This window comes from Pseudoalteromonas undina (assembly GCF_000238275.3).
GTDB classification, from domain to species: domain Bacteria; phylum Pseudomonadota; class Gammaproteobacteria; order Enterobacterales; family Alteromonadaceae; genus Pseudoalteromonas; species Pseudoalteromonas undina.
The window spans coordinates 312,730-336,870 of the sequence record NZ_AHCF03000002.1; the positions used below are offsets into that span (position 1 = coordinate 312,730).

Below are 24,141 nucleotides of genomic sequence, written 5' to 3' on the forward strand. Positions count from 1 at the left end.
AAATTTTAGTAGTTTTAACATGGCGTACTATGCTTTGAACAAAGTACTAAAAGGGACTAACGCATGGCAAAGTTAATACTGGCAATTGATGACGATAAATTAATGCACCATATTATTGAAGAATCTTTAGCTGGGTTTTGCAAAGTGATCCACGCCAAAAATGGTGAAGATGGCATAAGACAAGCGATTAAATATAACCCCGATATTATTTTGCTTGATGTTGAAATGCCGGGCATGTCTGGTTATGAGGTTTGCCAAACTATTAAACAAAATAAAGCCACAACAGATATTCCGGTAATGTTTTTATCATCCAAAGTGGGGCAAGCTGAACGTATTAAAGGGTTTAGTGTTGGCGGGGCTGACTACATTTTGAAGCCTTTTAACGCACAGGAGCTGATGGCACGCATTAAAATTCTTTACCAGTATCGCAAGCAGTGTGCAACACTGCAGTATGATATAGCAAAGGCCAATAAAACAGCTGAAATGGCGATGATTGAGACCGGTGACATGGGGCGCATTATGCGTTTTGTTTGTCAAAGCTATCATGCCGATAATTTAGAATTATTAAGTGAATACTTTTTAGGGTTTTTTACTCCATTACACCTCAATGTAGTGGTTGTTTTTTGGCAAAATAACCAGGGAATGTTTTATAGCCAAGAAACAGGCGTATGCCCATTAGAGCAAGAGCTACTCATACAGCATAAAAATGCAGAACGCTTTGTTGATATTGGTCATAGTACTATTATTAATTACCCTAATATTTCACTATTAATTAAAAATATGCCTGTAGATACGCCATCACTTTATGGCCGCTATAAAGATTTATTTCCGCATATTTTAGAAGTAACTAACGAAAAAGTAGTTACTATACAGCAGCACCAATATCGACTAATGCGCGACAATGAGCTAACCCTTGCTTTTAAAGATATTGTTGCCCAGCTTAAAAATCAAAACGCCATGCAAACGAGTGCAATTAGCCAGCTTACAGAGCAGCTTGAGCAACTCCAATCGCTAATGCAAACACACAACGAGATATCAACTTCGCAATTTAATGAGCAAATAACTCAGCTTAGTCATACATCACAGCAGCTGGTTGCAACCACTAATGATTTAGCCTTTATTAAGCACCAGCTAAAAACAACCACTCAACACCGTGATGACTTAATTACTCAAACACAACTAAGTAAACAACAAACGCAGCCAGAACCTGAGAGTGAAAATAACGATATTGAGTTGTTTTAAACTAGAGATCGTATATTGGCTTTGTTTGGGTATAATAACGGTGAAATTTATCATCGGAGTGTGAAGTGGTTATACAGTGTGCGTTTAAAGAGTGTCGACCTTATTTAAATGAGTTAGAAGCACGCTTTGGGCTTGCTCAATGGGCAGAGCAAAGCAGTGGTTTTAGCTTGCATTACGATGATAAAGGACTAAGCCTGTATAAAACTGACGAGCCAAAATTAGGTGCTATTAACGTAGACTTTGTAACTGGTGCCGTTGCACATAGGCGTAAATTTGGTGGTGGTAAAGGGCAATCTATTGCCAAAGCAGTTGGTCTTAACAAGGGCGCAACGCCAGTGGTACTCGATGCCACAGCAGGCCTTGGGCGTGATGGTTTTGTGTTAGCCTCATTAGGCTGTAAAGTAATTTTACATGAGCGCCATCCCGTGGTTGCTGCACTGTTATATGATGGCTTACAACGTGCTTATAACGATAGTGAAATTGGCCCATGGATGCAGCAAAATATGAGCCTTATCTTTGGCTCAAGCCATACTTTACTTGCTCAATGTGACAGCATGCCCGATGTGGTTTACCTTGATCCTATGTTTCCGCACCGTGAAAAATCAGCACTGGTTAAAAAAGAAATGCGGGTATTCCAAGAGTTAGTGGGTGGCGATACCGACGCCGATGATTTACTCGATTTTGCTTACCCCCTTGCCAGTAAGCGTGTAGTAGTGAAACGCCCCGATTACGCACCATTTTTAAATGATAAAACCCCAAGCATGCAAATCAAAACCAAGAAAAACCGCTTTGATGTGTATGTAAAAGCCGCGATGGTTTAGGTTAAAGACCAGTTTTTAGTCTTCATCTGTCAGTTGTCAGCAAAAGATTAAGCCAAGTACGGTGTTTGGGTTAAACGTAGGCGGGGCTTTACGCCGCGCAGGTAGTTTGACATGTTGTGAAAGTGCGCGAGGTAAACTCTCACCTATAATATAAAAACTGGGCTTGCATAAGGCTCGGTGTTTTATTTTACTACCTGACCGCTGACCGCTGACCGCTGACCGCTGACCGCTGACCGCTGACCGCTGACCGCTGACCGCGAACTGATCTTTAAGATCTCGACTATTGAATATAGGATCTCAGCGCGTTTTCATGCTAGAATTTGCGCAATTTTTTTGTACTCGATAAGTAGCACTGTAATGATCTTAGATGATATCCGCATCGTTTTAGTTAATACCTCACATTCTGGCAATATTGGTTCTGCGGCACGCGCCATGAAAACCATGGGATTATCAAAGTTATACCTTGTAGATCCAGCCTGTGAAATAGATAGTCATGCCAGCGCACTGGCTGCAGGTGCTACAGATGTACTTGGTAATGCGGTTATTGTTGATACGGTTGCCGATGCCATTGCTGATTGTGCATTAACTATTGGTACTAGCGCTCGCTCGCGTACATTATCGTGGCCTATGGTTGAGCCGCGTGAATGTGGTGAAAAGCTTGTTGGCGAAGCTGTAAATGGCCCTGTAGCACTTGTATTTGGTCGTGAAAACAGTGGCTTAACAAACGAAGAATTACAACTGTGTAATTACCATGTATGTATTCCTGCTAACCCAGAATACAGCTCGCTAAATTTAGCGATGGCAGTACAAACCTTATGTTATGAAACGCGTATGGCATTTTTAAATCAACAGCCTAAAGCGGAACAAGAAGAAGACGACACCCTATATCCATCGTCTAAACAAACAGAGCTGTTTTACGAACACCTTGAAGACACCTTGTTTAAAACAGGCTTCATCATTAAGCAGCACCCAGGCATGGTAATGACTAAGCTACGTCGCTTGTTTAATCGTGCTCGCCCTGAAGATGCTGAAATGAACATATTACGAGGTATTCTTACCTCAATTAATAAGTCTATAAAATAGCAATTAGTTATAAATAGCGCCCTTTATTACTCCACTAATACTTGACTAAATTACTCAGGTAATTACAATAGACCCAATACTTGACCAAAACAGTCGGGTATTACAAGTTTATCGGTTGCCGTTTGAGGCTAGCCAATCAGGATAATACTTGACTAATCTACTCTGGTAATTAAAATTTGCACTCTTTTGTGCGGGGGGCGTTATGAAGTTAACATCAAAAGGCAGATATGCCGTTACAGCCATGCTGGATGTTGCACTACATGCAAATATAGGCCCTGTAGCGCTTGCAGATATTTCGCAGCGCCAAGAAATTTCTTTGTCTTATCTTGAGCAGTTATTCGCCCGTTTACGTAAGAATGGGCTAGTGAGTTCTGTTCGAGGTCCTGGTGGGGGCTATTTACTAGGACGTGAGGCCGATGTAATTTCAGTTGGCGATGTTATCAATGCGGTAGATGAATCTGTTGATGCTACACGGTGTCAGCGAAGCAATACTGGTTGTCAAAGTGGCATGCGTTGTTTAACCCATACATTGTGGTCAGACTTAAGCGCACGAATTGAAGAATTTTTAAATAATATTACCTTAGCTGAACTGGTTGAAAAGTCGGACGTTAAAGCGGTCGCTCTTCGCCAAGAAAACAGCGTTAATGATGCAATTAAGCAGTTGGAAAATATTCAAGTAAGCTGTCAACTTTAAGGTTGACCTGCAGCGGAGAGAGAAATGAAGTTACCGATTTATTTAGATTACGCAGCAACTACGCCCGTTGACGAACGAGTTGCCAAAGAAATGATGCAGTGCCTGACTATGGACGGTAATTTTGGTAATCCAGCATCGCGTTCACACCGTTTTGGTTGGCAAGCTGAAGAAGTCGTTGACCAAGCACGTACTGACATTGCCGATTTAATTAATGCAGACCCACGTGAAATTGTATTCACATCGGGTGCAACAGAATCAAATAACCTTGCTATTAAAGGTGCGGCTCAGTTTTACAAGAAAAAAGGTAAGCATGTTATTACCGCTAAAACTGAACACAAAGCAGTTATCGACACATGTCGTGAGCTTGAGCGTCAAGGGTTTGAAGTAACTTATATGGACGTTGAAGAAAACGGCCTACTTGATCTGCAAAAATTAGCAGATACGATGCGTGACGACACTGTGCTTGTAAGCATTATGCATGTAAATAACGAGCTAGGTGTAATCCAAGACATCAACACTATTGGTGAAATGTGTCGCGAACGTAAAATTATGTTCCACGTAGATGCTGCACAAAGCGCAGGTAAAGTTTTAATCGATGTGCAACAAACTAAAGTAGATTTCATGTCATTCTCGGCGCACAAAGTATACGGCCCTAAAGGCGTAGGTGCTTTGTATGTTCGTCGTAAACCACGTGCCCGTTTAGAAGCACAAATGCACGGTGGCGGCCATGAACGTGGTATGCGTTCTGGTACATTAGCAACCCATCAGTTAGTAGGTATGGGCGCAGCATTTAGAATTGCAAAACAAGATTTTGAAAAAGATCACGCACACATCAGTGCGTTACGTAAACGCCTAATCGACGGCATTTTAACAGATATGGACGAAGTGTACTTTAACGGCACACAAGACCAATCAGTACCTGGTATTGTTAATATCAGCTTTAACTTTGTTGAAGGTGAGTCGTTACTAATGGCCGTTAAAGATATTGCGGTATCGTCAGGTTCAGCCTGTACATCTGCAAGTTTAGAACCTTCTTATGTATTGCGTGCATTAGGTCGCAACGACGAATTAGCACATAGTTCAATTCGTTTTAGTATTGGCCGTTTTACCACCGAAGAAGAGATTGATTACACCGTTGAGTTAATGAAAAACTCGATTGGCCGTTTACGTGAAATGTCTCCTCTTTGGGAAATGCACCAAGAAGGTGTTGATTTAGATTCAGTTGAATGGGCGCACCACTAATTAGTGGTGCCCATACCTAGCAGGTAGTGAGGATAGAATTATGGCTTACAGTGATAAAGTAATCGACCACGTAGAAAACCCACGTAACGTAGGTACTCTAGATAAAAACGATCCGTCAGTGGCAACGGGTATGGTAGGCGCACCAGCATGTGGTGACGTAATGAAGCTGCAAATTAAAGTGTCTGCAGAAGGCGTGATTGAAGATGCAAAATTCAAAACGTACGGCTGTGGTAGCGCAATTGCTTCATCTTCGCTGGTAACAGAGTGGGTTAAAGGCAAAACATTAGACGAAGCGTCTACTATCAAAAATACTGATATCAGCGCAGAGCTAGAATTACCACCAGTGAAAATTCACTGTTCAATTTTAGCCGAAGATGCAATTCAAGCAGCAATTGCAGATTACAAAAGCAAACATACAAACTAAGAGATATTCATGGCAGTGACATTGACAGATGCGGCAGCAAACCGCGTACAATCATTTTTAGCAAACCGTGGTAAAGGCATAGGCCTGCGAGTTGGCATTAAAACGACGGGCTGTTCAGGTCTTGCTTATGTATTAGAGTTTGTTGATGAGCTAAACGATGACGATGAAACATTTGCGGCTAAAGGCGTTACCTTAATTGTCGACGCTAAAAGCTTAGTTTATATCGACGGCACTGAGCTCGACTACACAAAAGAAGGCTTAAATGAAGGGTTTAAATTTAACAACCCTAATCAAGCTGATGAGTGTGGTTGTGGCGAAAGCTTTACCGTTTAAGCTCAAACTTGTTTTGAATACTTAGGGTTTGTTAACCTTTGCGGATTAAAATTTGTTTAAACTAGGGACGATTTAATCGCGGCGCGAGGTTTGTAACCTAGTGGGCTAAGTAAAAGCCGAGCAACAAAGAGTAAATCGCCCCTAGGCAGAACCCTTCGGGCAGCGCCTGTTTGGTATTGATGCTGCGTTATCGCCTATTTGTGGGGAATAACCACACCACATAGGCTCTGCCTTGCCTAAACACCAAACAGACTGCTGCAAATTTAACCTTGAAAGGTGAACAGACCCTGAGCTACTTGGGTATAACTAAGCCCTGCCAATTAATGTAGGGCTTTGTCATTTGTGAGAAGTTATGCGTTATTTTGAGTTATTTGCAATTCCCGTTGACTACAATATTGATTTAGCAACGATTAACAAGCACTACTTAGAACTTCAACGTGCTGTTCACCCTGATCGCCATGCTAACGCTAGCAGTCGTGATAAATTAATGGCCGTACAAAGTACTGCCGAAATTAATGATGCACTGCAAACACTTAAGCATCCCGTTAAACGTGCAGAATATATGCTGAGCGAGCTAGGCGTTGATATTCGTGCTGAGCAGCAAACATTGCAAGATCCTATGTTTTTAATGCAGCAAATGGAGCTTCGCGAAGAGCTTGAAGAGTTAGCGACCGCAAGCGATCCTGATTCTGCTATTGATAATTTTGAAAAACAAATAAAGCAGCTTGATCAGCAATACAGTGCGCAATTGGCAGAGCAGTTAGCAAGTAACGATGAGCAGCAATATCAACAAGCAGCAGACAGTATCCGTAAGCTAAAGTTTGTTTATAAGTTACGCGACGAACTTGAACGCATTGAAGACAGTTTATTTGACGATTAATTCACTTGCTGCAAAGCGAGCAACACGAGTTTAAAGAGCATTATGGCATTATTGCAAATTGCTGAGCCGGGGCAGAGCGCGGCACCACATGAACATAAATTAGCAATTGGAATTGACTTAGGCACTACAAATTCATTAGTGGCAACCGTACAAAGCGGCGAAGCACGCACTATTACTGATGAGTCAGGCGAAGCGATGTTACCCTCAGTGGTTCGTTATCAAGCTGGCGGCATTACCGTGGGTAATGATGCAATGCAAGCGGCTACACTCGATCCGGTTAATACGCTTATTTCAGTGAAGCGTTTTTTAGGTAAAACGCAAACCGAAATAGAACAAAGCTATGGTCAACTGCCTTATCAGTTTTGCGATGATGATGGTGCATTGGCTATCGAAACGGCTGCGGGAAAAATCAGCCCAGTTAAAGCCTCAAGTCATATTTTAAATGCATTAAAAGTACGCGCTGAGCAAAGCTTTGGTAATCAAGATATTTTAGGGGCAGTGATTACTGTACCAGCCTATTTTGATGATGCACAGCGTCAAAGCACCAAAGATGCGGCTGAACTTGCCGGCATTAATGTACTGCGTTTATTAAACGAGCCTACTGCCGCTGCCGTTGCTTACGGTTTAGATTCAGGGCAAGAAGGTATTATCGCCGTTTATGATTTAGGAGGCGGTACCTTTGATATTTCTATTCTGCGTCTTAATAAAGGCGTGTTTGAAGTGCTGGCCACCGGTGGCGATTCTAGCCTAGGCGGTGACGACTTTGACTCATTATTAGTTGATTACCTAAAACAAGAAACCGGCGTGACAGGCTTATCTCCTTCGGTATTACGCTTATTCATTAATAAAGCCAAAGCCTGTAAAGAAGCACTAAGCCAATACGAAAAAGTGAATGTTGGCCTTGAGTTTGACGATGAAAAATACATGGTTGAAGTAACGCGAGAAAAATTTAATGAGCTCGCTATGCCACTGGTTAAAAAAACGCTTCGTTCATGTCGTCGTGCAGTGAAAGATGCCGGTATTGAAAACCAGGAAGTATTACAAGTTGTAATGGTTGGCGGTTCAACCCGCATGCCGTTGGTACGTACTCAAGTTGGCGAGTTTTTTGATAAACAACCACTCACTTCAATTGATCCTGATCGTGTTGTTGCACTGGGTGCAGCATTACAAGCTGACGTATTAATTGGTAACAAGCCAGATTCAGACATGTTATTGCTGGATGTGTTACCGTTGTCGCTAGGACTTGAGACCATGGGTGGCTTGGTTGAAAAAATCATTCCACGCAATACCACTATCCCAGTTGCACGTGCGCAAGAATTTACTACGTTTAAAGATGGTCAAACGGCTATGTCGTTGCATGTATTACAAGGTGAGCGTGAACTGGTTGACGATTGTCGATCGCTGGCAAAGTTCAGCTTAAAAGGCATTCCACCTATGGCGGCGGGAGCGGCGCATATTCGCGTTACCTTTAAAGTAGACGCTGATGGTTTACTAAGCGTATCAGCCATGGAAAAATCAACCGGCGTTCAAGCAGAAATACAAGTAAAACCGTCGTTTGGTTTGTCTGACGACCAAGTTGCTAATATGCTTAAAGAGTCGATGAGTAACGCTAAAGGCGACATGCAAGCGCGTATGCTTAAAGAGCAACAAGTTGAAGCGCTTCGTGTAATAGAAGCAATGGAAGCCTCTTTAGCAGCTGATGGCGATTTACTTGAGCCTGAGCAACTAGCGGCGCTAAAAGTGGAAATAAACGAACTTGCAAAAGTACGCGAGAGTGCACAAGAGCCAAGCGAAATTAAAGCAGCCATTGAAAAAATGGACAATGCGAGTAGTGATTTTGCCGCGCGTAGAATGGATGCATCAATTAAAAAAGCCTTAACAGGCCAGTCAGTAGACAATATATAAGAGAGATTAGAATGCCACAAATTGTTTTTCTTCCCCATCCGGAGTTGTGTCCTGACGGTGCTGCAATAGAAGCGCCCGCTGGCGAAACGGTACTTGATATCGCGCTTAAAAATGGCATTAGCATTCCTCATGCCTGTGAAAAATCATGTGCATGTACAACCTGTCACTTAGTGATCCGTGAAGGTTTTGACTCATTAGATGAAAGTGACGACCTAGAAGACGACATGCTAGATAAAGCCTGGGGTTTAGAACCTGAGTCACGTTTAGGTTGCCAAGCAATTATTAGAGATGAAGACTTAGTGGTTGAAATACCTAAGTACAATCTCAATATCGTTAATGAAGAACACTAGTTTTTAATTAACGACTATTATATTAAAAGCCGCTGTTTAATACCGCGGCTTTTTTGTTTGTATTAAGTAGCAGCGGGTTTACCCCGCGTCTTTTTAAAGGTTACGAGCGACGGGCTGCGAGGTGCGGGTAAATTAAAAAACCTTGTAGCGTTAACCACAAGGCTTTTTAATATATCGAAGCCCGAAGCCCGAAGCCCGAAGCCCGAAGCCCGAAGCCCGAAGCCCGAAGCCCGAAGCCCAAAACCCATTTCGGAGGTGTATTTTGAGTGATCTTATTTTTTCAGACTCGTTTATAAACGGTGAATTTTATAAAACCAGCACACGCTTTAGCGTTGATGATCCCGCCACCGAACAAAGTATTGTTGAAGTAAGCGATATTGACGAGCAAGGTGTAAATATAGCTATTAATGCGGCAAAAGGCGCGTTTGTAAAATTAAAAGCAACCAATGCAACCGAGCGAAGTGAAACTCTGATGCGCTGGTATGAGTTGGTGATTAAACATAAACAAACGCTAGCTACACTTATGACCAAAGAGCAGGGTAAGCCGCTTAAAGAATCTCTCGGTGAAATAGATTATGGCGCCGGCTTTATTAAGTGGTTTGCTGAGCAAGCTAAGCGTAGCTATGGGGATGTGATCCCTGCAACCGACAATCAGCATCGCTTAACCAGTTATAAACAACCTATTGGCGTGGTTGCCGGTATAACACCATGGAACTTTCCTGTGGCTATGGTAACTCGAAAAGTAGCCCCTGCTTATGCTGCTGGCTGTAGTTTCATTTTAAAACCTTCTGAACATACACCACTATGTGCTATTGCTTTAGCGTATTTAGCTGATCAGGCTGGCTTTGTGAAAGGCGCATTTAATGTGTTGGTATCACAAAACGCTAAAGACGTTGGTAAAATGTTGACTGACTCAGAGGTGGTACGTAAGTTTACCTTTACTGGCTCTACAGGTGTAGGTAAGCAGTTACTATCACAGTGTGCACAGACAATTAAAAAAACATCAATGGAATTAGGTGGCAATGCGCCGTTCATTATTTTTGATAATGCCGATATTGATGACGCTATTGATGGCCTAATGGCAGCTAAATTTAGAAACAGTGGCCAAGCGTGTGTAGCGGCAAACCGTATATTCATCCAGCGCAGTATATTAAATGAAGTGCTTGAAAAAATTACACCCAAAGTCGCTGCGCTCAACGTTGCAAACGGTTTTGATGAAAATGCCGACATAGGCCCGCTTATTTATCCCAAAGCAAAAGAGAAAGTGCAACAACTGATTAAAGATGCTCTCGATAAAGGCGCTACGCTAATTGGAGATAACAGTAATTTAGGTGGCAGCTTTCAAAACCCATTAATAGTTACTAATGTCACTACACAAATGGATATTTATCACGAAGAAGTGTTTGGCCCTGTATTAACGGTGATCCCATTTGATGAAGAAAGCGAAGTCCTTGCACTTGCTAATGATGTCCCTTATGGATTAGCTGCGTATTTTTATAGCCAAAACATTAAACAAATCTATCGTATAAGCGAAGGGTTAGAGTTTGGCATGATAGGTGTAAATGAGGGGGTTATATCAAACCCTGTAGCACCGTTCGGTGGGGTAAAACAATCAGGTCTTGGAAGAGAGGGGGGTCACCAAGGTTTAGATGAATACCTAGAAGAAAAATACGTATGTATTAGAGTTTAACTCTCTAGACTGTTCCGATGAGTTAACCGTTTAGCGTTTTAAGTTGCTTGAAATGGGTGTAAATGCTACCTTTCAAAAAAATGTTTAAGTAAACAAAAAGTAAAAAATTTCTATAAGTAGAAATACCCCCGTGTGTAAATGCCACCATTTTGGTGGCATTTTTTTGTCCTTTTTTAAGGAGAGGTTTTTGGCTACTTCCTCCTTGTAGGTCTAAACTATTCTTAGTTAGATGCTATTCTGCTTATATCCTTTTTAAAAGTAGGCTTTTATGAAAGAGTAATTCTTTTTAATTCGCGTGAACATTTGTAACTGTATGTTTTTAAATGTATATTTTTGGTGTGTGAATGAGTAGAATAAAGTTTCAGTAGTTTCAATACTATTAACATATAGTAAAAATGTATAATTGTGTTTTATACACTTATAAATTAACATTCCGCAAATTCATCCATTAAAAAATAATGAAGCACCCACTATGAGTAGAAGAAATCAAGCAACGGTAGACCAGGAAGTTTCGTTTGGCATTGACGAAGAGTTAGTTTCTACAACAGATTTACGAGGGGTTATCACCTATGCAAATGATAGCTTTTGTAAAGTTTCAGGGTATACCATTAATGAGTTAAAAGGGAAAAACCATAACATGGTTCGCCACCCAGACATGCCACCTGCGGCATTTGGTGATATGTGGTCTAATTTAAAAAGCGATACCGCATGGCGAGGAGCTGTAAAAAATAGGTGTAAAGATGGGCGTTATTACTGGGTTGATGCATTTGTTACCCCTATTTATGAAAACGGTAAAAAAGTAGGTTATCAATCAGTTCGCCAACAACTCCTTCCAGAATATAAAAACCGCGCAGAAAAGCTTTACCAACGTTTAAACAACGGTCAATCAATTGTCCCTTTAAGTGAAAAATTAGCCGCATTTAAACTTCCTCTATTTATTGGCTGTGCAGCTTTAATTGCTTGGCTAACAAGTTATATGTTCTGGTTATGTTTGCTGTTTGTTCCTCTGCCTTTTGTTATTTTTTATGAAGAGTTAATTCGTTCGCAAAGCAAAATTAAAAAAAACAAAGCAGGTCCAGATAGCGTATCTCGGCATATTTATTCTGGTAGCGACAGCCTCAGCTATAGTGATTTTCAGATTAAATTACTTGAGGGTAAAGTAACGACCATTGTTGGCCGTATTATTGATGGTACTTTAAGCCTGAGTAAAGGTGCTGACTCTCTTAAAGCTTGTGCTGAAGCTGCGCAGGCCGGTGTTGAAAAAGAAGCATCAGAATTACATCAAGTGTCGTCAGCGGTTGAAGAAATGGTACATTCAATTGATGAGGTTGCTAAAAATACCTTAGTAACTAACCAACGAGTGCAACAAGCTCACCAAGACTGCGAAAGCGCAACGCAAGCAATGTCAGGCACCATGCGTGAAGTATCGTTACTCGCCAACGAGGTGGATAACTCGGCAAGTTCAGCGAGCGGGCTAGCAACAGAGGCTGAAAAAATTGGTGGCATAATGCAAGAGATACAAGGGATTGCCGATCAAACAAATTTACTTGCACTTAATGCGGCTATAGAAGCTGCGCGTGCCGGTGAGCATGGTAGAGGATTCTCGGTTGTTGCTGATGAAGTGCGTGCGCTTTCAAGCAGAACGCATACCGCTACAGAGCAAATTCAAGTTTCTATATCTGAAATGCAGTCTACGTTACTCAACTGGTCAAAAACAATGGAAGCTGGTAAGAATGCGGCAGAGAGCTGTGTTAAAGAAACCCGCAATAGCCAAGATATCGTCTCAAAAGTATATGCTGCAATTACTGATATTTCTGATTTAGCAACGCAAATATCAACCGCTGCGGAAGAGCAAAGCATGGTATCGCAAGAAATTAGCCGTAATATTTCAAATATTAGTAGTGCGTCTTCAGAAAACTTAGCCCAAGCGCACAGTGTAGGTATAGAGTCTGATGCGATTGAAAAACACTCTAAAGCATTAGCGTCACTAGGTCTTTCATTTAAAGTAGGTTAACAACTTAAGCAAGGGCAGCAAATATCCAAGTGTATGAGGCGCTGAGAATATAACATGTTCTCAGCGCGCCTAAAGCGTCAAATACGGGCAACGGGCTGTGTGGTGCGGGGAAAACCTGCTACTACTGGTGTTATTTGTAATATTTATTTAGCAGTGACTTCATGTCGCATCAGGCTTTTATCAAAAGCACCAAATAACGATATAAATCAACGCTGGGGAAACCGGCGGCTACAGATAAGAGTGTACTTTTTATTTTATGTTTGGCTTTATGAGAACTAGATATAACTAAAAAATTAACTTTGGATATTACTGAGAGGACTTAGAAAATAGTGGGGCGATTGACGGGGCTCGAACCCGCGACAACCGGAATCACAATCCGGGGCTCTACCAACTGAGCTACAACCGCCACTAGATACACCTTGTTTGGTGTGGCGCGCATAATACATAATATCCCTATGCTTGTGAAGCAAAAAATCAAAAAAAATTAAACTTATTATAAGTATTCTATATTTAAGCTTATTGGTAACGGGTAACGGGTAACGGGTAACGGGTAACGGGTAACGGGTAACGGGTAACGGGCAACGGGCCTAAAAACTCCACAACCGCGGCTCAACCCCCTAACCCCTTAGTAAAACGTTGTTGCAAACACCTATTAAAGATTTACAATACTACAAACAATACCGCTAAACTGCTTAATAACACTATCAGGAGTTAATATGGATTCAATACTCAATTGGCTGAATGAAAATTCAGGCTTAATTTTACACTATGGTATTCAAGCAGTTATAGCGCTTGTTATATTTTTACTCGGTGGCCGAATTGCCAAGTTTTGTGCAAATTTAACCGCTAAAGCATTCGACAAGAAGAAAGTAGATGTAGCGGTTTCATCGTTTGTATCTAGTATTGTGTATGCCATTGTGTTTGCAGCCACTATTTTAATGGCGCTATCACAAATCGGTATCGAAACCACGTCATTCATTGCTATTTTAGGTGCTGCAGGTTTAGCGGTTGGCTTAGCACTGCAAGGGTCGTTATCTAACTTTGCATCTGGTGTGCTAATTATTTTACTACGCCCATTTAAGTCAGGTGACTACGTTGAAGCTGGCGGTAAAGCCGGTACGATTAAAAAAATCGAAATATTTTCAACAGAAATGCGCACTCCTGACAACAAAGTTATTGTAATGCCGAATTCAAAAATAATGTCAGATGCAATTATTAACTACTCGCGCGAAGCAACGCGTCGCGTTGATCTTGTGATTGGTGTTGGCTACGACGCCGATTTACGTAAAGCAAAAGAAGTACTTAAATCAGTACTAGATAACGAATCACGCATTTTAAAAGATCCTGCATACAACGTATCGGTTTCTGAACTTGCCGATTCAAGCGTTAACTTTATCGTACGCCCGTGGGTTAACTCAGAAGATTACTGGCCAACATACTGGTCGTTAATGGAAAATATTAAAATAGCGTTAGACGACGCCGATATTACTATTCCATTCCCACAAATGGATGTGCATTTGCACAAGCAAGACTAATTTTAAAAAGTTATTAAGGTAATGCTCACGTTAGGTTTGCTAACGTGAGCGCTGCTTTAAAGAGCATGAATATTTTTACAGGGTTATTTTTTAATGAAACTTAAGCTTTTATCAATTTTAGTAGCAGCCTCAGCTACAACCAGTGCATTTGCATCAGAAGAAGAACAAAAAACCTGGGAAGTTACCAGCGAAGTGGGTGCTATCATTACCAGTGGTAATACAGAAACAACCACTTTAAAAGGCGGTATTAAAGTATTGCATAACTTAGAAAGTTGGAATAACGAGTATAAGTTAGACGGCATCTACAAAGAAGATGAAGTAGAGAACGACGACGGTACAAAAGAAAAGCAGCGTACTAACGAAAAGTACTCTATTTCAGCGCAGGGTAATTACAAATTAAACGAAAAGCACGCTCATTTATTTATTTATGGGTCGCACGTATCAGACTACTTTGGTGCATACCGAAGTGAATCAGTTATTTCAGCGGGTTATGGTTTACGTTTATTAAACGAGACAAACATGAAGTTAAACGCTGAAATTGGTCCGGGTTATAAGTATTTTAAATATCCAGATATTAGCGAAGAGGTTGATGAAAACGGCAACTCATTAGCGGGTGAATACGAAGGCGAAGTGATTGCCTTAGGTAAAGTAGACTTTAGCTGGAAAATTTCAGACAACGCGCGTTTTACTCAGTTAGTATCTGTGGAATACGGTGATACCAATACTAAAACTCGCTCAGAAACCGCTCTTCTGACTAAAATTAATGGCTCACTACAAATGAAAGTGGCCTACAATATAACCAACAACTCAGACGTGGCTGATGACAAAGAAGCAACTGATACAGAGACCTCATTAACACTTGTTTACAGCTTTTAACATCAAGTAGTAAATAAATTGTAATAAAACTATGAAAGGGGCTAAAGTCCCTTTTTTATTTGCTCGTAAATAATGTATGATACCCACCAATTTTTGGTTGTAGACCTAGGGAAATACCTACTCGTGAACGTTATTAAATATTTATTAAGTACTTTTGTACTTATATGTAGCTTTAGCACATTAGCATTTGCGCCAACAGCCGCTCAACTAGAGCAGTTTCAAAAATTACCTAAGTCACAACAACAGGCTCTGGCAAAGCAGTATGGCGTGGATATTTCAAGCCTTGAAGGTGCTGGTAGCACTAATGGCAAAAATAACGAACAAGACAAGCCCACAGTAGGTGAGCGTAATACCACCGACGAACGAGCTTTTACAGATGAAGAGCGATTCAAGCCAGAAGATAAATCAGTAAAGCCATTCGGTTATGACCTATTTGCAGGCGAACCAACCACATTTATGCCTAATGAAAGCGCTCCCGTTCCTGATACGTATTTAGTAGGGCGTGGCGATCAGCTATTAATTAACTTTTACGGTAAAGAAAGTGAAAGCTTTGAAGTGATTGTTGACCGTGAAGGCCGCATTAATATTCCCGATTTAAGCCCTGTACAAGTAGCGGGTTTAACGTTCGCTGAAGTTAAAGAACTAATTAAAGTAAAAGTAGAGCAAGAAGTTATTGGTGTTAAAGCGTTTGTATCGCTTGGCAAACTTCGCAGTATTCGTATTTTGGTTTTAGGTGAGGCTTACAAGCCCGGTAGTTATAGTGTGTCGTCGCTAACTACTGTTTCACATGCATTATTTGTAAGTGGTGGCGTGTCTGATATTGCCTCACTGCGTAATATTCAAGTAAAGCGCGGTGGTAAACTTGTTGCTAATTTTGACCTATACGATTTACTTATTCGTGGTGATAGCAGCAACGATATTATTTTAAAGCCTGGCGATGTGGTGTTTATTCCATCGGTAGGAGAGCAAGTAACAGTTGACGGTTTAGTAAAGCGTCCTGCTATTTTTGAGCTTAAAAAAGGTGAAACGGCAGAGCATTTATTAAAAATGGCCGGCGGTATTAAACCTAATGCTTATGCCAAAAGTGTGGTTGTTGAGCGCTTTAATAATCAACACAAAGAAGTGCTTTCAGTAGATTTTGGCAAAGAGCAAGTTAACTACATTCCACAAGATGGCGATCGGATTCACTTTAGCGCCATTGGCGAACAATACCAAACTTCAATTAGTTTAATTGGTGCCGTAGTACGACCTGGTAATTACCAGTGGTACAAGGGTAAACGCATTTCAGATATTTTAGGCTCTGTGCGTGGTGATTTATTACCACAGGCCGATTTAGATTATGCATTAGTAGTGCGTGAAACCAACGTAAATGGTGATATTGAGATTCATCAATTCGATTTAGCAAAAGCCATTACAAAAAATACTGAGAACAACTTGCAACTTAGCCCTAACGATAAAATTATTGTATTCAGTCGTTTTGAAGAAAAAACTTTAGAAGATATAGCGCTTGCAAATTTAGCGTTAACTAAAGAGCAGCAAGAACAGCAACGCAAAGCAGAACTATGGCATGAATACCAACAAAAAGAGTTTGAAAAATACGTTGGTGTAATAACTGAAGAGTCAGAGCCAGAAGAAGAAAACCCAAATTTAAGTATGGCTCAAATGCTTGAGAAAAAGCTAAAAGAACAAGAAGAGGATGCTAAAAGCTTTGCACTATTTAGCCGACATAATTTACTTAAGCCTGTAATTGCTAAGTTAGAGCAGCAGGCCGGTGTACTGCAGGCTATGCAGATTGTTGAAATTACTGGCAGTGTAATGTACCCAGGTATTTACCCGTTAATGGAAGGCGGTGAAGTAAAAGACTTAATTACTGCCGCAGGCGGCTTGTTAGAGTCGGCTTACACACAACAAGCAGAAGTAACAAGAATTGCCACTAATGATGTATCAAATATTGAGCATATTAAGTTTGACCTTAAAAGCGCCATGCAAGGTAAAACAGCATCTAATATTTCATTACAAAGTAAAGACAGCGTAAATATATTTGCTATACCAAATTGGCAAGAAAACTTAAAAGTAGAGCTAAAGGGTGAGCTTAAATTTCCGGGCACCTATACTATTCGCCGCGGTGAAACCTTAAGTAACTTATTAAAGCGCGCCGGTGGCTTTTCTGAGTTTGCTGCAACCAATGCCGCTGTATTTACTCGCCAATCAATTAAAGAGCAAGAGCAACAACAGCTAGCGCGTTTATCTACCGAACTTCGTCGAGATATAGCATCTAAAAGCTTTCAAAGTTCAGTAAGTAGCAACACACTTACTTACGATGAAATGAATAAGCTTTTGAAGGACCTTGCTAACGTTGATGCCGTAGGCCGTTTAGTTATAGATTTACCGCTTATTGTTAACAATGAGCAAAACCTAGTACTGCAAGATGGCGATGTACTTTATGTGCCTAGTGAACGCGACTCAATCAGTGTAATAGGTGAGGTTAATTACTCTACCTCGCATCTATATAAAGCAGGCATAAGCGTAGACGAATACATAGACCTAAGCGGTGGTTTAAAAGAGCGCGCAGCGGATGATCGTATTTATATTATAAAAGCCAACGGCTCAGTAAAAATACCAAATACCGGCAACTGGTTTGCAGTTAATAACTCAAACCAACTTGAACCTGGCGATACCATTGTTGTCCCACTAGATGCAGGCCATATGGATAAGCTAACGCTTTGGAGCACCGCAACACAGATTCTATATCAATTAGGTGTAGCAGTAGCAGCCATAAGTGGTATTTAATATAATGCAGTGCGGGTTTATCCCGCAGCTGCTCTAAGGCTCGAGGTTTTAGGAACTAGGTTTTAGACTGAGATTAAACCAAACACAGTATTTGGATTTAAAGAAGTCGGGGCTTTATGCCGCGCAAATGTAGCAGCGACTTTATCTCGCGTTAAAAACAATAGATACATTCACAAAGAGGTTAAGAGAGCGCCCCGCTTAAGAGGAAGACATAAATAAAATGGGTATGTTTTCTCATATTCTCTCATTCACTTCTCTTTGTGCATATTATTTTTAAAGAGTGGCTTTATGTCGCGTAAATGTAGCAGCAGGTTTGGTGTTACGAAGGACGAGCTAAAACTCCTAAAACCTAAAACCTAAAACAATAACTTGACCTAATGTTCTTGTTATACAACTTTTTGATAGCTGATAGCTGATAGCTGATAGCTGATAGCTGATAGCTGATAGCTGATAGCTGATAGCTGAACTTATGAGATTTAAATGGAAAACAACTCAAACAACCAAAATCAGGCAAATACACCATTGCAAAACAACATTGGCGATGACGAAATAGACTTACGCGAGCTCTTTACTGCTATTTGGCAAGGCAAGTGGATTATTATCGCTGTAACTACCTTATTTGCTGTGGCATCTGTTTTTTATGCCATTAACCAACCTAATATATATAAGTCTGAGGCGCTACTTGCCCCTGCTGAGCAAGATAAAGCTGGTGGATTGGGCGCTCTTTCGGGCCAGTTTGGTGGGCTTGCAAGTTTAGCTGGAGTTAACTTAGGTTCAGGTGGTGGGATTGATAAAACACAAATGGCGCTTGAGGTACTTAAATCGCGTAAATTTACCAGTGAATTTATTCAAAAGCACAATATTTTGCCAGATTTAATGGCTGTTAAGTCATGGGAAAGTGAAAAAAACACAATTATTTATAATCAAGAAGTTTATAACAAAGCTGAAAATAAATGGCTACGAAAAGTAAAGTCTCCTTTTAAACCTAAGCCTTCAATGCAGGAAGCTTTTAAAGTGTTTTCACAGGTTGTAAATGCTGATGTAAGTAAAGAGAGCGGAATGGTTTCGATTTCAATTGAGCATTTATCCCCCTATATTGCAAAACAGTGGGTAGATTGGCTAGTCGTTGATTTGAATAAAACAATGAAAGAGCGAGACGTGGTTGAAGCTAATAAAAGTACTGAGTTTTTAATGAACCAATTAGAAAATACTAAAATAGCAGATATTCGTGCAGTACTTTATAAATTGGTAGAAGAGCAAGCTAAAATCATCATGTTTGCCAATGTACGTGATGAATATGTTTTTAAGACTATTGATCCAGCATTAGTACCTGAGGTTAAGTTCAAACCAAAACGCGCAGTAATATGCGTTATAGGCGTTTTACTTGGAATGATGCTGTCACTTATGGTTGTTCTACTTAAGCATTTTTCAAAAAAACATAGTGATAAATAGGTTTTAATAAGCCAAATATTAAAAATATTTACGGGTGTCCTAGTAAATATTTACCAACGCTGAGGAAAATATGAATAGCCGTTTTGAAAATATAAATATAGCAGTCATTGGCTTAGGGTATGTGGGGTTACCACTAGCTGTTGAGTTTGGGAAAAAATATCCAGTTTTAGGGTTCGATATTAATCAATGTCGTATTAAACAATTGCAGGAAGGCCACGATACAACACTTGAAGTAAGTGATGAAGAACTTAAACAATCCCCACAACTTAACTTCTCATATACTATATCAGACCTTGAAAATTATAATGTATATATTGTAACTGTACCAACGCCTATTGATGCACATAAACAACCAGATTTAACACCGCTCATAAAAGCCAGTGAGATGTTAGGAAAGGTAGTAAAAAAAGGCGACGTTATAATTTATGAGTCAACAGTATACCCTGGTGCTACTGAAGAGGCTTGTTTACCGGTAGTTGAGCGGGTATCAGGCCTTGTATTTAATAAAGATTTCTTTGCGGGCTATTCACCAGAGCGTATAAACCCAGGAGATAAAGAGCACCGCGTAACTAACATATTAAAAGTAACTTCAGGTTCAACTCCTGAAATAGCTGAAAAAATTGACCAGCTTTATAAGTCAATTATTACTGCAGGTACTCACAAGGCAAGTTCAATTAAAGTTGCTGAGGCAGCTAAAGTAATTGAAAACACTCAGCGTGATGTGAATATTGCTTTAATTAATGAACTATCAATCATTTTTAATAAATTGGATATTGATACTCTTGAGGTTTTAGAGGCTGCAGGTACAAAGTGGAATTTTTTACCATTTAGACCAGGCTTAGTTGGAGGGCATTGTATAGGTGTGGATCCGTATTACTTAACTCACAAAGCGCAGACTGTAGGCTATCACCCAGAAATGATTTTAGCGGGACGAAGATTAAATGATGGTATGGGTAAGCATGTTGTATCTGAACTTGTAAAAAGCATGCTTAAAAAGCGTATTCATGTAGATGGTGCAAACGTGTTAGTGATGGGACTAACATTTAAGGAAAATTGTCCTGACTTACGTAATACAAAAGTGACAGATATCGTTACAGAGCTAAAAGAATACAATATAAATGTAGATATTGTAGATCCTTGGTGTTCAAACGAGGAAGCACAAAATGAATATGGTTTGAGCTTAACCGATGAGTATAAAAAAAATAACTATGATGCAATAATAATTGCAGTCGGGCATAACGAATTTAAAGAAATGGGGGCTGATAAAATTCGTAGGCTAGGCAAAGTAGATCATGTACTTTACGACTTAAAATACGTACTACCGAAACAAAGTGTAGATATGCGTTTGTAAAGCCATAGGCACTCGGCGCTAGGAAGATAAAGGCACTAGAAGTAAAGCTAGAAAATCTTTGACGGTAAAGTAAATGTTTTAATACTTTTATAGAACCTAGAACCTAGAACCTAGAACCTAGAACCTAATTTTTTAAAGGAAAATCATGACTCGTTACGAACAAATAAAAGCAGAATTATTGGTATCACCGAAAATTTGGCTAGTTACAGGTGTTGCTGGTTTTATTGGCTCAAACCTTTTAGAGCACTTATTAAAATTAAACCAAAAAGTAGTAGGGCTTGATAATTTTGCAACAGGCCATCAGCATAACCTTGATGAAGTAAAAGGTTTGGTTACTTCTGAGCAATGGGAAGGTTTTAGTTTTATTGAAGGTGATATTCGAAATTTTCAAGATTGCGAAATAGTATTAGCTAATAACGGTAATGGCATTGATTATGTATTGCACCAAGCAGCCCTGGGCTCTGTGCCACGTTCAATTGCTGATCCAGTAACAACTAATTCAGCTAACATTACTGGTTTTTTAAATATGTTACAGGCCGCAAAAGAGGCTAAAGTTAAAAGTTTTACTTATGCTGCAAGTAGCTCTACTTATGGTGACCACCCAGCTTTACCTAAGGTAGAAGAAAATATAGGCAATCCACTATCTCCATATGCTGTAACTAAATACGTTAACGAATTATATGCTGGGGTCTATGCGAAGACCTATGGCTTTAAAACAATCGGCTTACGTTACTTTAATGTTTTTGGCCAGAGACAGGAACCAAATGGAGCATATGCAGCAGTAATACCAAAGTGGACTGCTGATATGATAAAAGGTGAAGAGGTTTTTATAAACGGTGATGGTGAAACTAGTCGAGACTTTTGTTTTATAGAAAATACGGTACAAATGAATATTTTAGCTGCTACAGCGCCAGACGATGCTAAAGATAATGTTTATAACGTGGCTGTCGGTGATCGAACTACTTTAAATGATTTATATAAAGCTATTCAAGCAGCCCTGAGTGAATGCTCAATTGATGTTAAAAAAGGTCCTACTTATAGAGATTTTAGAGCTGGTGATGTTCGTCATTCTCAAGCTAATGTGAGTAAGGCTAACTCTAATTTGGGATATGCCCCTGAATATAGAATATTACAAGGTATAAGTAAGGCTATGCCTTGGTATGTTAAGTTTTTGAATGGTAATAAATAGAATTGAAAAGATTATATTTTTTTAGGCCTAATTTAAAAAACCACTTTTATCTTTATTATAGCTGGGTGTCTGCAGCTAAAGAAAAAGGGGTTGATGTAACAATGTTCACGGTTATGTCACGGCAGCAAATAAAAAAACAGATAAATGAATATAAAGAAGTAAGTAAACTTGATGGAGTAAAGGTAATAAAAACTCCACATACGACATTAAATATGCTTTATACAGCCATATACCTCTTTTTTAACATGCTCAAGTATAAAAAAGTGGGGCTTATAGCTAAAAAAGTAGAGTTAAGGCCGTTGAGACTAACAAAGTTTATTTTTGGTAAAAACTTCAAATATTATATTGAGGTCGAAGGTGATGGCCTATCTGAATATAATTATTTACAAAGGAATCCCTATAAAAATGGGTTTTATGATGACTATTTATTCTCTGCTAAAGCTAGTATCGATAGTTTTGCTGAAAAAATAAAAGACGCAGATGGATTGCTTGTTTTGTCAAAAGCATTTAAAGAAGTTTTATTAAAAAGACATAGCTTTCTCAAAGCCGAAAAAGTTCAAGTAACGTCTACTGGATTTGTCAAGGGGCGTTTAACTTTTAGTGCAAAGAACCGTCAAGCATTTAGAAATAAACTTTGCATTAAAAATGAACATGTATTTGTCTATGCAGGAAACGTATATTATTCGTGGCAAAATATAAAAAATACACTTTGTTTTTTTAAGTATTACTTAGAGAATGTAACTTCTAATGCCAAATTTATTATTCTTACACATAAAAGTGATCAGTTCATAGTAAAGGGGTTTATGTCTAAGTTAAGCCTTCCGGATGAAAAGATAGTTCTTAAAGAAGTGCCAAACTCAGAAGTTGTAAATTACTATAATGCAGCAGATATATGCGTTTTATTAAGAGATAATGATTTAATGAACGAGGTAGCATCGCCTGGTAAAATTGGCGAGTATGCTGCTTCAGGCACACCAATACTTACTTCCTCATACATAGGGGATTATGCACAATTATTTCAATCACAAGATTTAGTCGCCCAAGTTGATGATGTTAGAGATTTTGCATTAATGGCAAGGAAGGTACAGGTTTTACTGGAAGCTACAGATAAAGAAAAAACTGCATTTAGTAATTGGAGTAATGATAGATTGTCATCTCAAAATAATGTTAATAGCTTCATTAAAGCTTTTGAAATGTAATGTTTGTTAATTTTAAAATTTTTAGGAGTATTTGTGTTTAAAAATAAAAAACTATTGATTACCGGCGGTACCGGGTCATTTGGTAATGCTGTGTTACGTCGATTTTTAGATACAGATATCAAAGAGATCCGTATATTTTCTCGTGATGAAAAAAAACAAGATGATATGCGAAAAGTTTTTAATAATTCAAAGTTGAAATTTTATATTGGTGATGTCAGAGATGCACAAAGTGTAGCAACTGCAATGAGGGGAGTTGATTATGTATATCATGCTGCTGCATTAAAGCAGGTTCCTTCTTGTGAGTTTTACCCGTTAGAAGCCGTTAAAACTAACGTGTTAGGCACAGAAAACGTGCTAGAAGCAGCTATTGCAAATAACGTACAAAGAGTAGTGTGTTTAAGTACTGACAAAGCGGTTTACCCAATTAACGCCATGGGTATTTCGAAAGCGATGATGGAGAAAGTTATTGTAGCGAAAAGTCGTAATCTAGAAGATACCAATACAACTATTTGCTGTACTCGATATGGTAATGTAATGGCGTCGCGAGGGTCAGTTATTCCTTTGTTTATTAGACAGGTAGTTAATAATCACCCAATTACTATTACTGATCCAACAATGACACGTTTCATGATGACGCTAGATGATGCGGTAGATTTGGTTTTACATGCATTCGAAAATGGTAAAAATGGCGATATCTTTGTACAGAAAGCACCGGCTGCAACTATTGAAGTGTTAGTAAAAGCTTTACTTGAAATGCTTAAAAAGCCCGAGCATGTTGTAAACGTAATTGGTACCCGCCACGGAGAAAAACTATTCGAAGCTTTATGTAGCCGTGAAGAAATGTTTGTCTCACAAGAGCAAGGTGAATACTTTAGAGTACCAGCTGATAACAGAGATTTAAATTATTCAAAGTTCTTTGAAGAAGGTGAGTCTGACCTTTCAAAAGTAGAGGATTATAATTCTCATAATACTGAGCAGTTAGATGTTGAAGGCATGAAGCAACTGTTACGTAAGCTTGATTTTATGCGTGAAATCGAGTCTGGAAACATCATCGTTCCTGAAGGTGTTTAA

Annotated in this window: 20 protein-coding genes and 1 tRNA gene; 20 read left to right on the top strand and 1 reads right to left on the bottom strand. The window is 39.5% G+C overall.

What is annotated here, in order from left to right; all coding sequences use genetic code 11:
• Positions 1-63 precede the first annotated feature (63 nt).
• The 12 genes from PUND_RS02085 to PUND_RS02140 all read left to right on the top strand — a co-directional run bounded on the left by PUND_RS02085 (position 64) and on the right by PUND_RS02140 (position 12,678).
• Positions 64-1,242 (top strand): response regulator, encoded by a 1,179-nt coding sequence (locus tag PUND_RS02085; protein WP_010390587.1) that lies wholly within the window; start codon positions 64-66, stop codon positions 1,240-1,242.
• A gap of 65 nt (positions 1,243-1,307) precedes the next feature.
• Positions 1,308-2,063 (top strand): class I SAM-dependent methyltransferase, encoded by a 756-nt coding sequence (locus PUND_RS02090; RefSeq protein WP_008467222.1) that lies wholly within the window; start codon positions 1,308-1,310, stop codon positions 2,061-2,063.
• A 357-nt stretch (positions 2,064-2,420) separates the two neighbouring features.
• Entirely contained in the window at positions 2,421-3,146 is a 726-nt protein-coding gene (gene trmJ, locus PUND_RS02095) for a tRNA (cytosine(32)/uridine(32)-2'-O)-methyltransferase TrmJ (protein WP_010390589.1), read from the top strand.
• 202 nt (positions 3,147-3,348) lie between these two features.
• The gene (gene iscR / locus PUND_RS02100; RefSeq protein ID WP_008113921.1) at positions 3,349-3,840 is read left to right on the top strand and encodes a Fe-S cluster assembly transcriptional regulator IscR; all 492 of its coding nucleotides are present in this window, start codon (positions 3,349-3,351) and stop codon (positions 3,838-3,840) included.
• Between the two features lie 24 nt (positions 3,841-3,864).
• On the top strand, positions 3,865-5,082 hold the full coding sequence (locus PUND_RS02105) for an IscS subfamily cysteine desulfurase (protein ID WP_008113922.1): 1,218 nt from the start codon (positions 3,865-3,867) through the stop codon (positions 5,080-5,082).
• Positions 5,083-5,122: 40 nt separating this feature from the next.
• Positions 5,123-5,506, top strand: coding sequence for a Fe-S cluster assembly scaffold IscU (iscU, locus tag PUND_RS02110; protein WP_010390590.1), 384 nt, complete (start codon positions 5,123-5,125; stop codon positions 5,504-5,506).
• 9 nt (positions 5,507-5,515) lie between these two features.
• The gene (iscA, locus tag PUND_RS02115) at positions 5,516-5,839 is read left to right on the top strand and encodes an iron-sulfur cluster assembly protein IscA (protein ID WP_008113924.1); all 324 of its coding nucleotides are present in this window, start codon (positions 5,516-5,518) and stop codon (positions 5,837-5,839) included.
• Between the two features lie 352 nt (positions 5,840-6,191).
• Entirely contained in the window at positions 6,192-6,719 is a 528-nt protein-coding gene (hscB, locus tag PUND_RS02120) for a co-chaperone HscB (RefSeq protein ID WP_010390591.1), read from the top strand.
• 42 nt (positions 6,720-6,761) lie between these two features.
• A complete protein-coding gene (gene hscA, locus PUND_RS02125) occupies positions 6,762-8,624 on the top strand; it encodes a Fe-S protein assembly chaperone HscA (protein ID WP_010390592.1) in 1,863 nt (620 codons plus the stop codon).
• A gap of 11 nt (positions 8,625-8,635) precedes the next feature.
• Positions 8,636-8,974 (top strand): ISC system 2Fe-2S type ferredoxin, encoded by a 339-nt coding sequence (gene fdx / locus PUND_RS02130; RefSeq protein ID WP_008113929.1) that lies wholly within the window; start codon positions 8,636-8,638, stop codon positions 8,972-8,974.
• Between the two features lie 262 nt (positions 8,975-9,236).
• Positions 9,237-10,664 (top strand): NAD-dependent succinate-semialdehyde dehydrogenase, encoded by a 1,428-nt coding sequence (locus tag PUND_RS02135; RefSeq protein ID WP_010390595.1) that lies wholly within the window; start codon positions 9,237-9,239, stop codon positions 10,662-10,664.
• 472 nt (positions 10,665-11,136) lie between these two features.
• Positions 11,137-12,678, top strand: a complete 1,542-nt coding sequence (locus tag PUND_RS02140; RefSeq protein ID WP_010390597.1) for a methyl-accepting chemotaxis protein — start codon at positions 11,137-11,139, stop codon at positions 12,676-12,678.
• A 330-nt stretch (positions 12,679-13,008) separates the two neighbouring features.
• Here the strand turns inward: PUND_RS02140 and PUND_RS02145 are convergent.
• Positions 13,009-13,084: transfer RNA gene (locus PUND_RS02145), tRNA-His, on the bottom strand.
• A gap of 310 nt (positions 13,085-13,394) precedes the next feature.
• Between PUND_RS02145 and PUND_RS02150 the strand changes: the two genes are divergently transcribed.
• The 8 genes from PUND_RS02150 to PUND_RS02185 all read left to right on the top strand — a co-directional run bounded on the left by PUND_RS02150 (position 13,395) and on the right by PUND_RS02185 (position 24,141).
• Positions 13,395-14,213, top strand: coding sequence for a mechanosensitive ion channel family protein (locus PUND_RS02150; protein ID WP_010390598.1), 819 nt, complete (start codon positions 13,395-13,397; stop codon positions 14,211-14,213).
• A 93-nt stretch (positions 14,214-14,306) separates the two neighbouring features.
• The gene (locus PUND_RS02155) at positions 14,307-15,089 is read left to right on the top strand and encodes a DUF481 domain-containing protein (RefSeq protein WP_010390599.1); all 783 of its coding nucleotides are present in this window, start codon (positions 14,307-14,309) and stop codon (positions 15,087-15,089) included.
• Between the two features lie 123 nt (positions 15,090-15,212).
• Positions 15,213-17,879: an SLBB domain-containing protein gene (locus PUND_RS02160; RefSeq protein ID WP_010390600.1), complete on the top strand. Its 2,667-nt coding sequence runs from the start codon at positions 15,213-15,215 to the stop codon at positions 17,877-17,879.
• Positions 17,880-18,359: 480 nt separating this feature from the next.
• A complete protein-coding gene (locus PUND_RS02165; RefSeq protein WP_010390601.1) occupies positions 18,360-19,331 on the top strand; it encodes a Wzz/FepE/Etk N-terminal domain-containing protein in 972 nt (323 codons plus the stop codon).
• Between the two features lie 70 nt (positions 19,332-19,401).
• Positions 19,402-20,682: a Vi polysaccharide biosynthesis UDP-N-acetylglucosamine C-6 dehydrogenase TviB gene (gene tviB / locus PUND_RS02170; RefSeq protein ID WP_010390602.1), complete on the top strand. Its 1,281-nt coding sequence runs from the start codon at positions 19,402-19,404 to the stop codon at positions 20,680-20,682.
• Between the two features lie 145 nt (positions 20,683-20,827).
• The gene (locus PUND_RS02175; RefSeq protein WP_010390603.1) at positions 20,828-21,871 is read left to right on the top strand and encodes an NAD-dependent epimerase/dehydratase family protein; all 1,044 of its coding nucleotides are present in this window, start codon (positions 20,828-20,830) and stop codon (positions 21,869-21,871) included.
• 65 nt (positions 21,872-21,936) lie between these two features.
• Positions 21,937-23,070, top strand: a complete 1,134-nt coding sequence (locus tag PUND_RS02180; RefSeq protein WP_157600336.1) for a glycosyltransferase — start codon at positions 21,937-21,939, stop codon at positions 23,068-23,070.
• A 33-nt stretch (positions 23,071-23,103) separates the two neighbouring features.
• The gene (locus PUND_RS02185) at positions 23,104-24,141 is read left to right on the top strand and encodes a polysaccharide biosynthesis protein (RefSeq protein WP_010390606.1); all 1,038 of its coding nucleotides are present in this window, start codon (positions 23,104-23,106) and stop codon (positions 24,139-24,141) included.

Excerpts from the sequence above, each read along its gene's own strand:
- PUND_RS02085 (WP_010390587.1), top strand. The coding sequence starts at position 64 with ATGGCAAAGTTAATACTGGCAATTGATGACGATAAATTAATGCACCAT.
- trmJ (WP_010390589.1), top strand. The coding sequence starts at position 2,421 with ATGATCTTAGATGATATCCGCATCGTTTTAGTTAATACCTCACATTCT.
- iscR (WP_008113921.1), top strand. The coding sequence starts at position 3,349 with ATGAAGTTAACATCAAAAGGCAGATATGCCGTTACAGCCATGCTGGAT.
- PUND_RS02105 (WP_008113922.1), top strand. The coding sequence starts at position 3,865 with ATGAAGTTACCGATTTATTTAGATTACGCAGCAACTACGCCCGTTGAC.
- iscU (WP_010390590.1), top strand. The coding sequence starts at position 5,123 with ATGGCTTACAGTGATAAAGTAATCGACCACGTAGAAAACCCACGTAAC.
- iscA (WP_008113924.1), top strand. The coding sequence starts at position 5,516 with ATGGCAGTGACATTGACAGATGCGGCAGCAAACCGCGTACAATCATTT.
- hscB (WP_010390591.1), top strand. The coding sequence starts at position 6,192 with ATGCGTTATTTTGAGTTATTTGCAATTCCCGTTGACTACAATATTGAT.
- hscA (WP_010390592.1), top strand. The coding sequence starts at position 6,762 with ATGGCATTATTGCAAATTGCTGAGCCGGGGCAGAGCGCGGCACCACAT.
- fdx (WP_008113929.1), top strand. The coding sequence starts at position 8,636 with ATGCCACAAATTGTTTTTCTTCCCCATCCGGAGTTGTGTCCTGACGGT.
- PUND_RS02140 (WP_010390597.1), top strand. The coding sequence starts at position 11,137 with ATGAGTAGAAGAAATCAAGCAACGGTAGACCAGGAAGTTTCGTTTGGC.
- PUND_RS02150 (WP_010390598.1), top strand. The coding sequence starts at position 13,395 with ATGGATTCAATACTCAATTGGCTGAATGAAAATTCAGGCTTAATTTTA.
- PUND_RS02155 (WP_010390599.1), top strand. The coding sequence starts at position 14,307 with ATGAAACTTAAGCTTTTATCAATTTTAGTAGCAGCCTCAGCTACAACC.
- PUND_RS02165 (WP_010390601.1), top strand. The coding sequence starts at position 18,360 with ATGGAAAACAACTCAAACAACCAAAATCAGGCAAATACACCATTGCAA.
- tviB (WP_010390602.1), top strand. The coding sequence starts at position 19,402 with ATGAATAGCCGTTTTGAAAATATAAATATAGCAGTCATTGGCTTAGGG.
- PUND_RS02175 (WP_010390603.1), top strand. The coding sequence starts at position 20,828 with ATGACTCGTTACGAACAAATAAAAGCAGAATTATTGGTATCACCGAAA.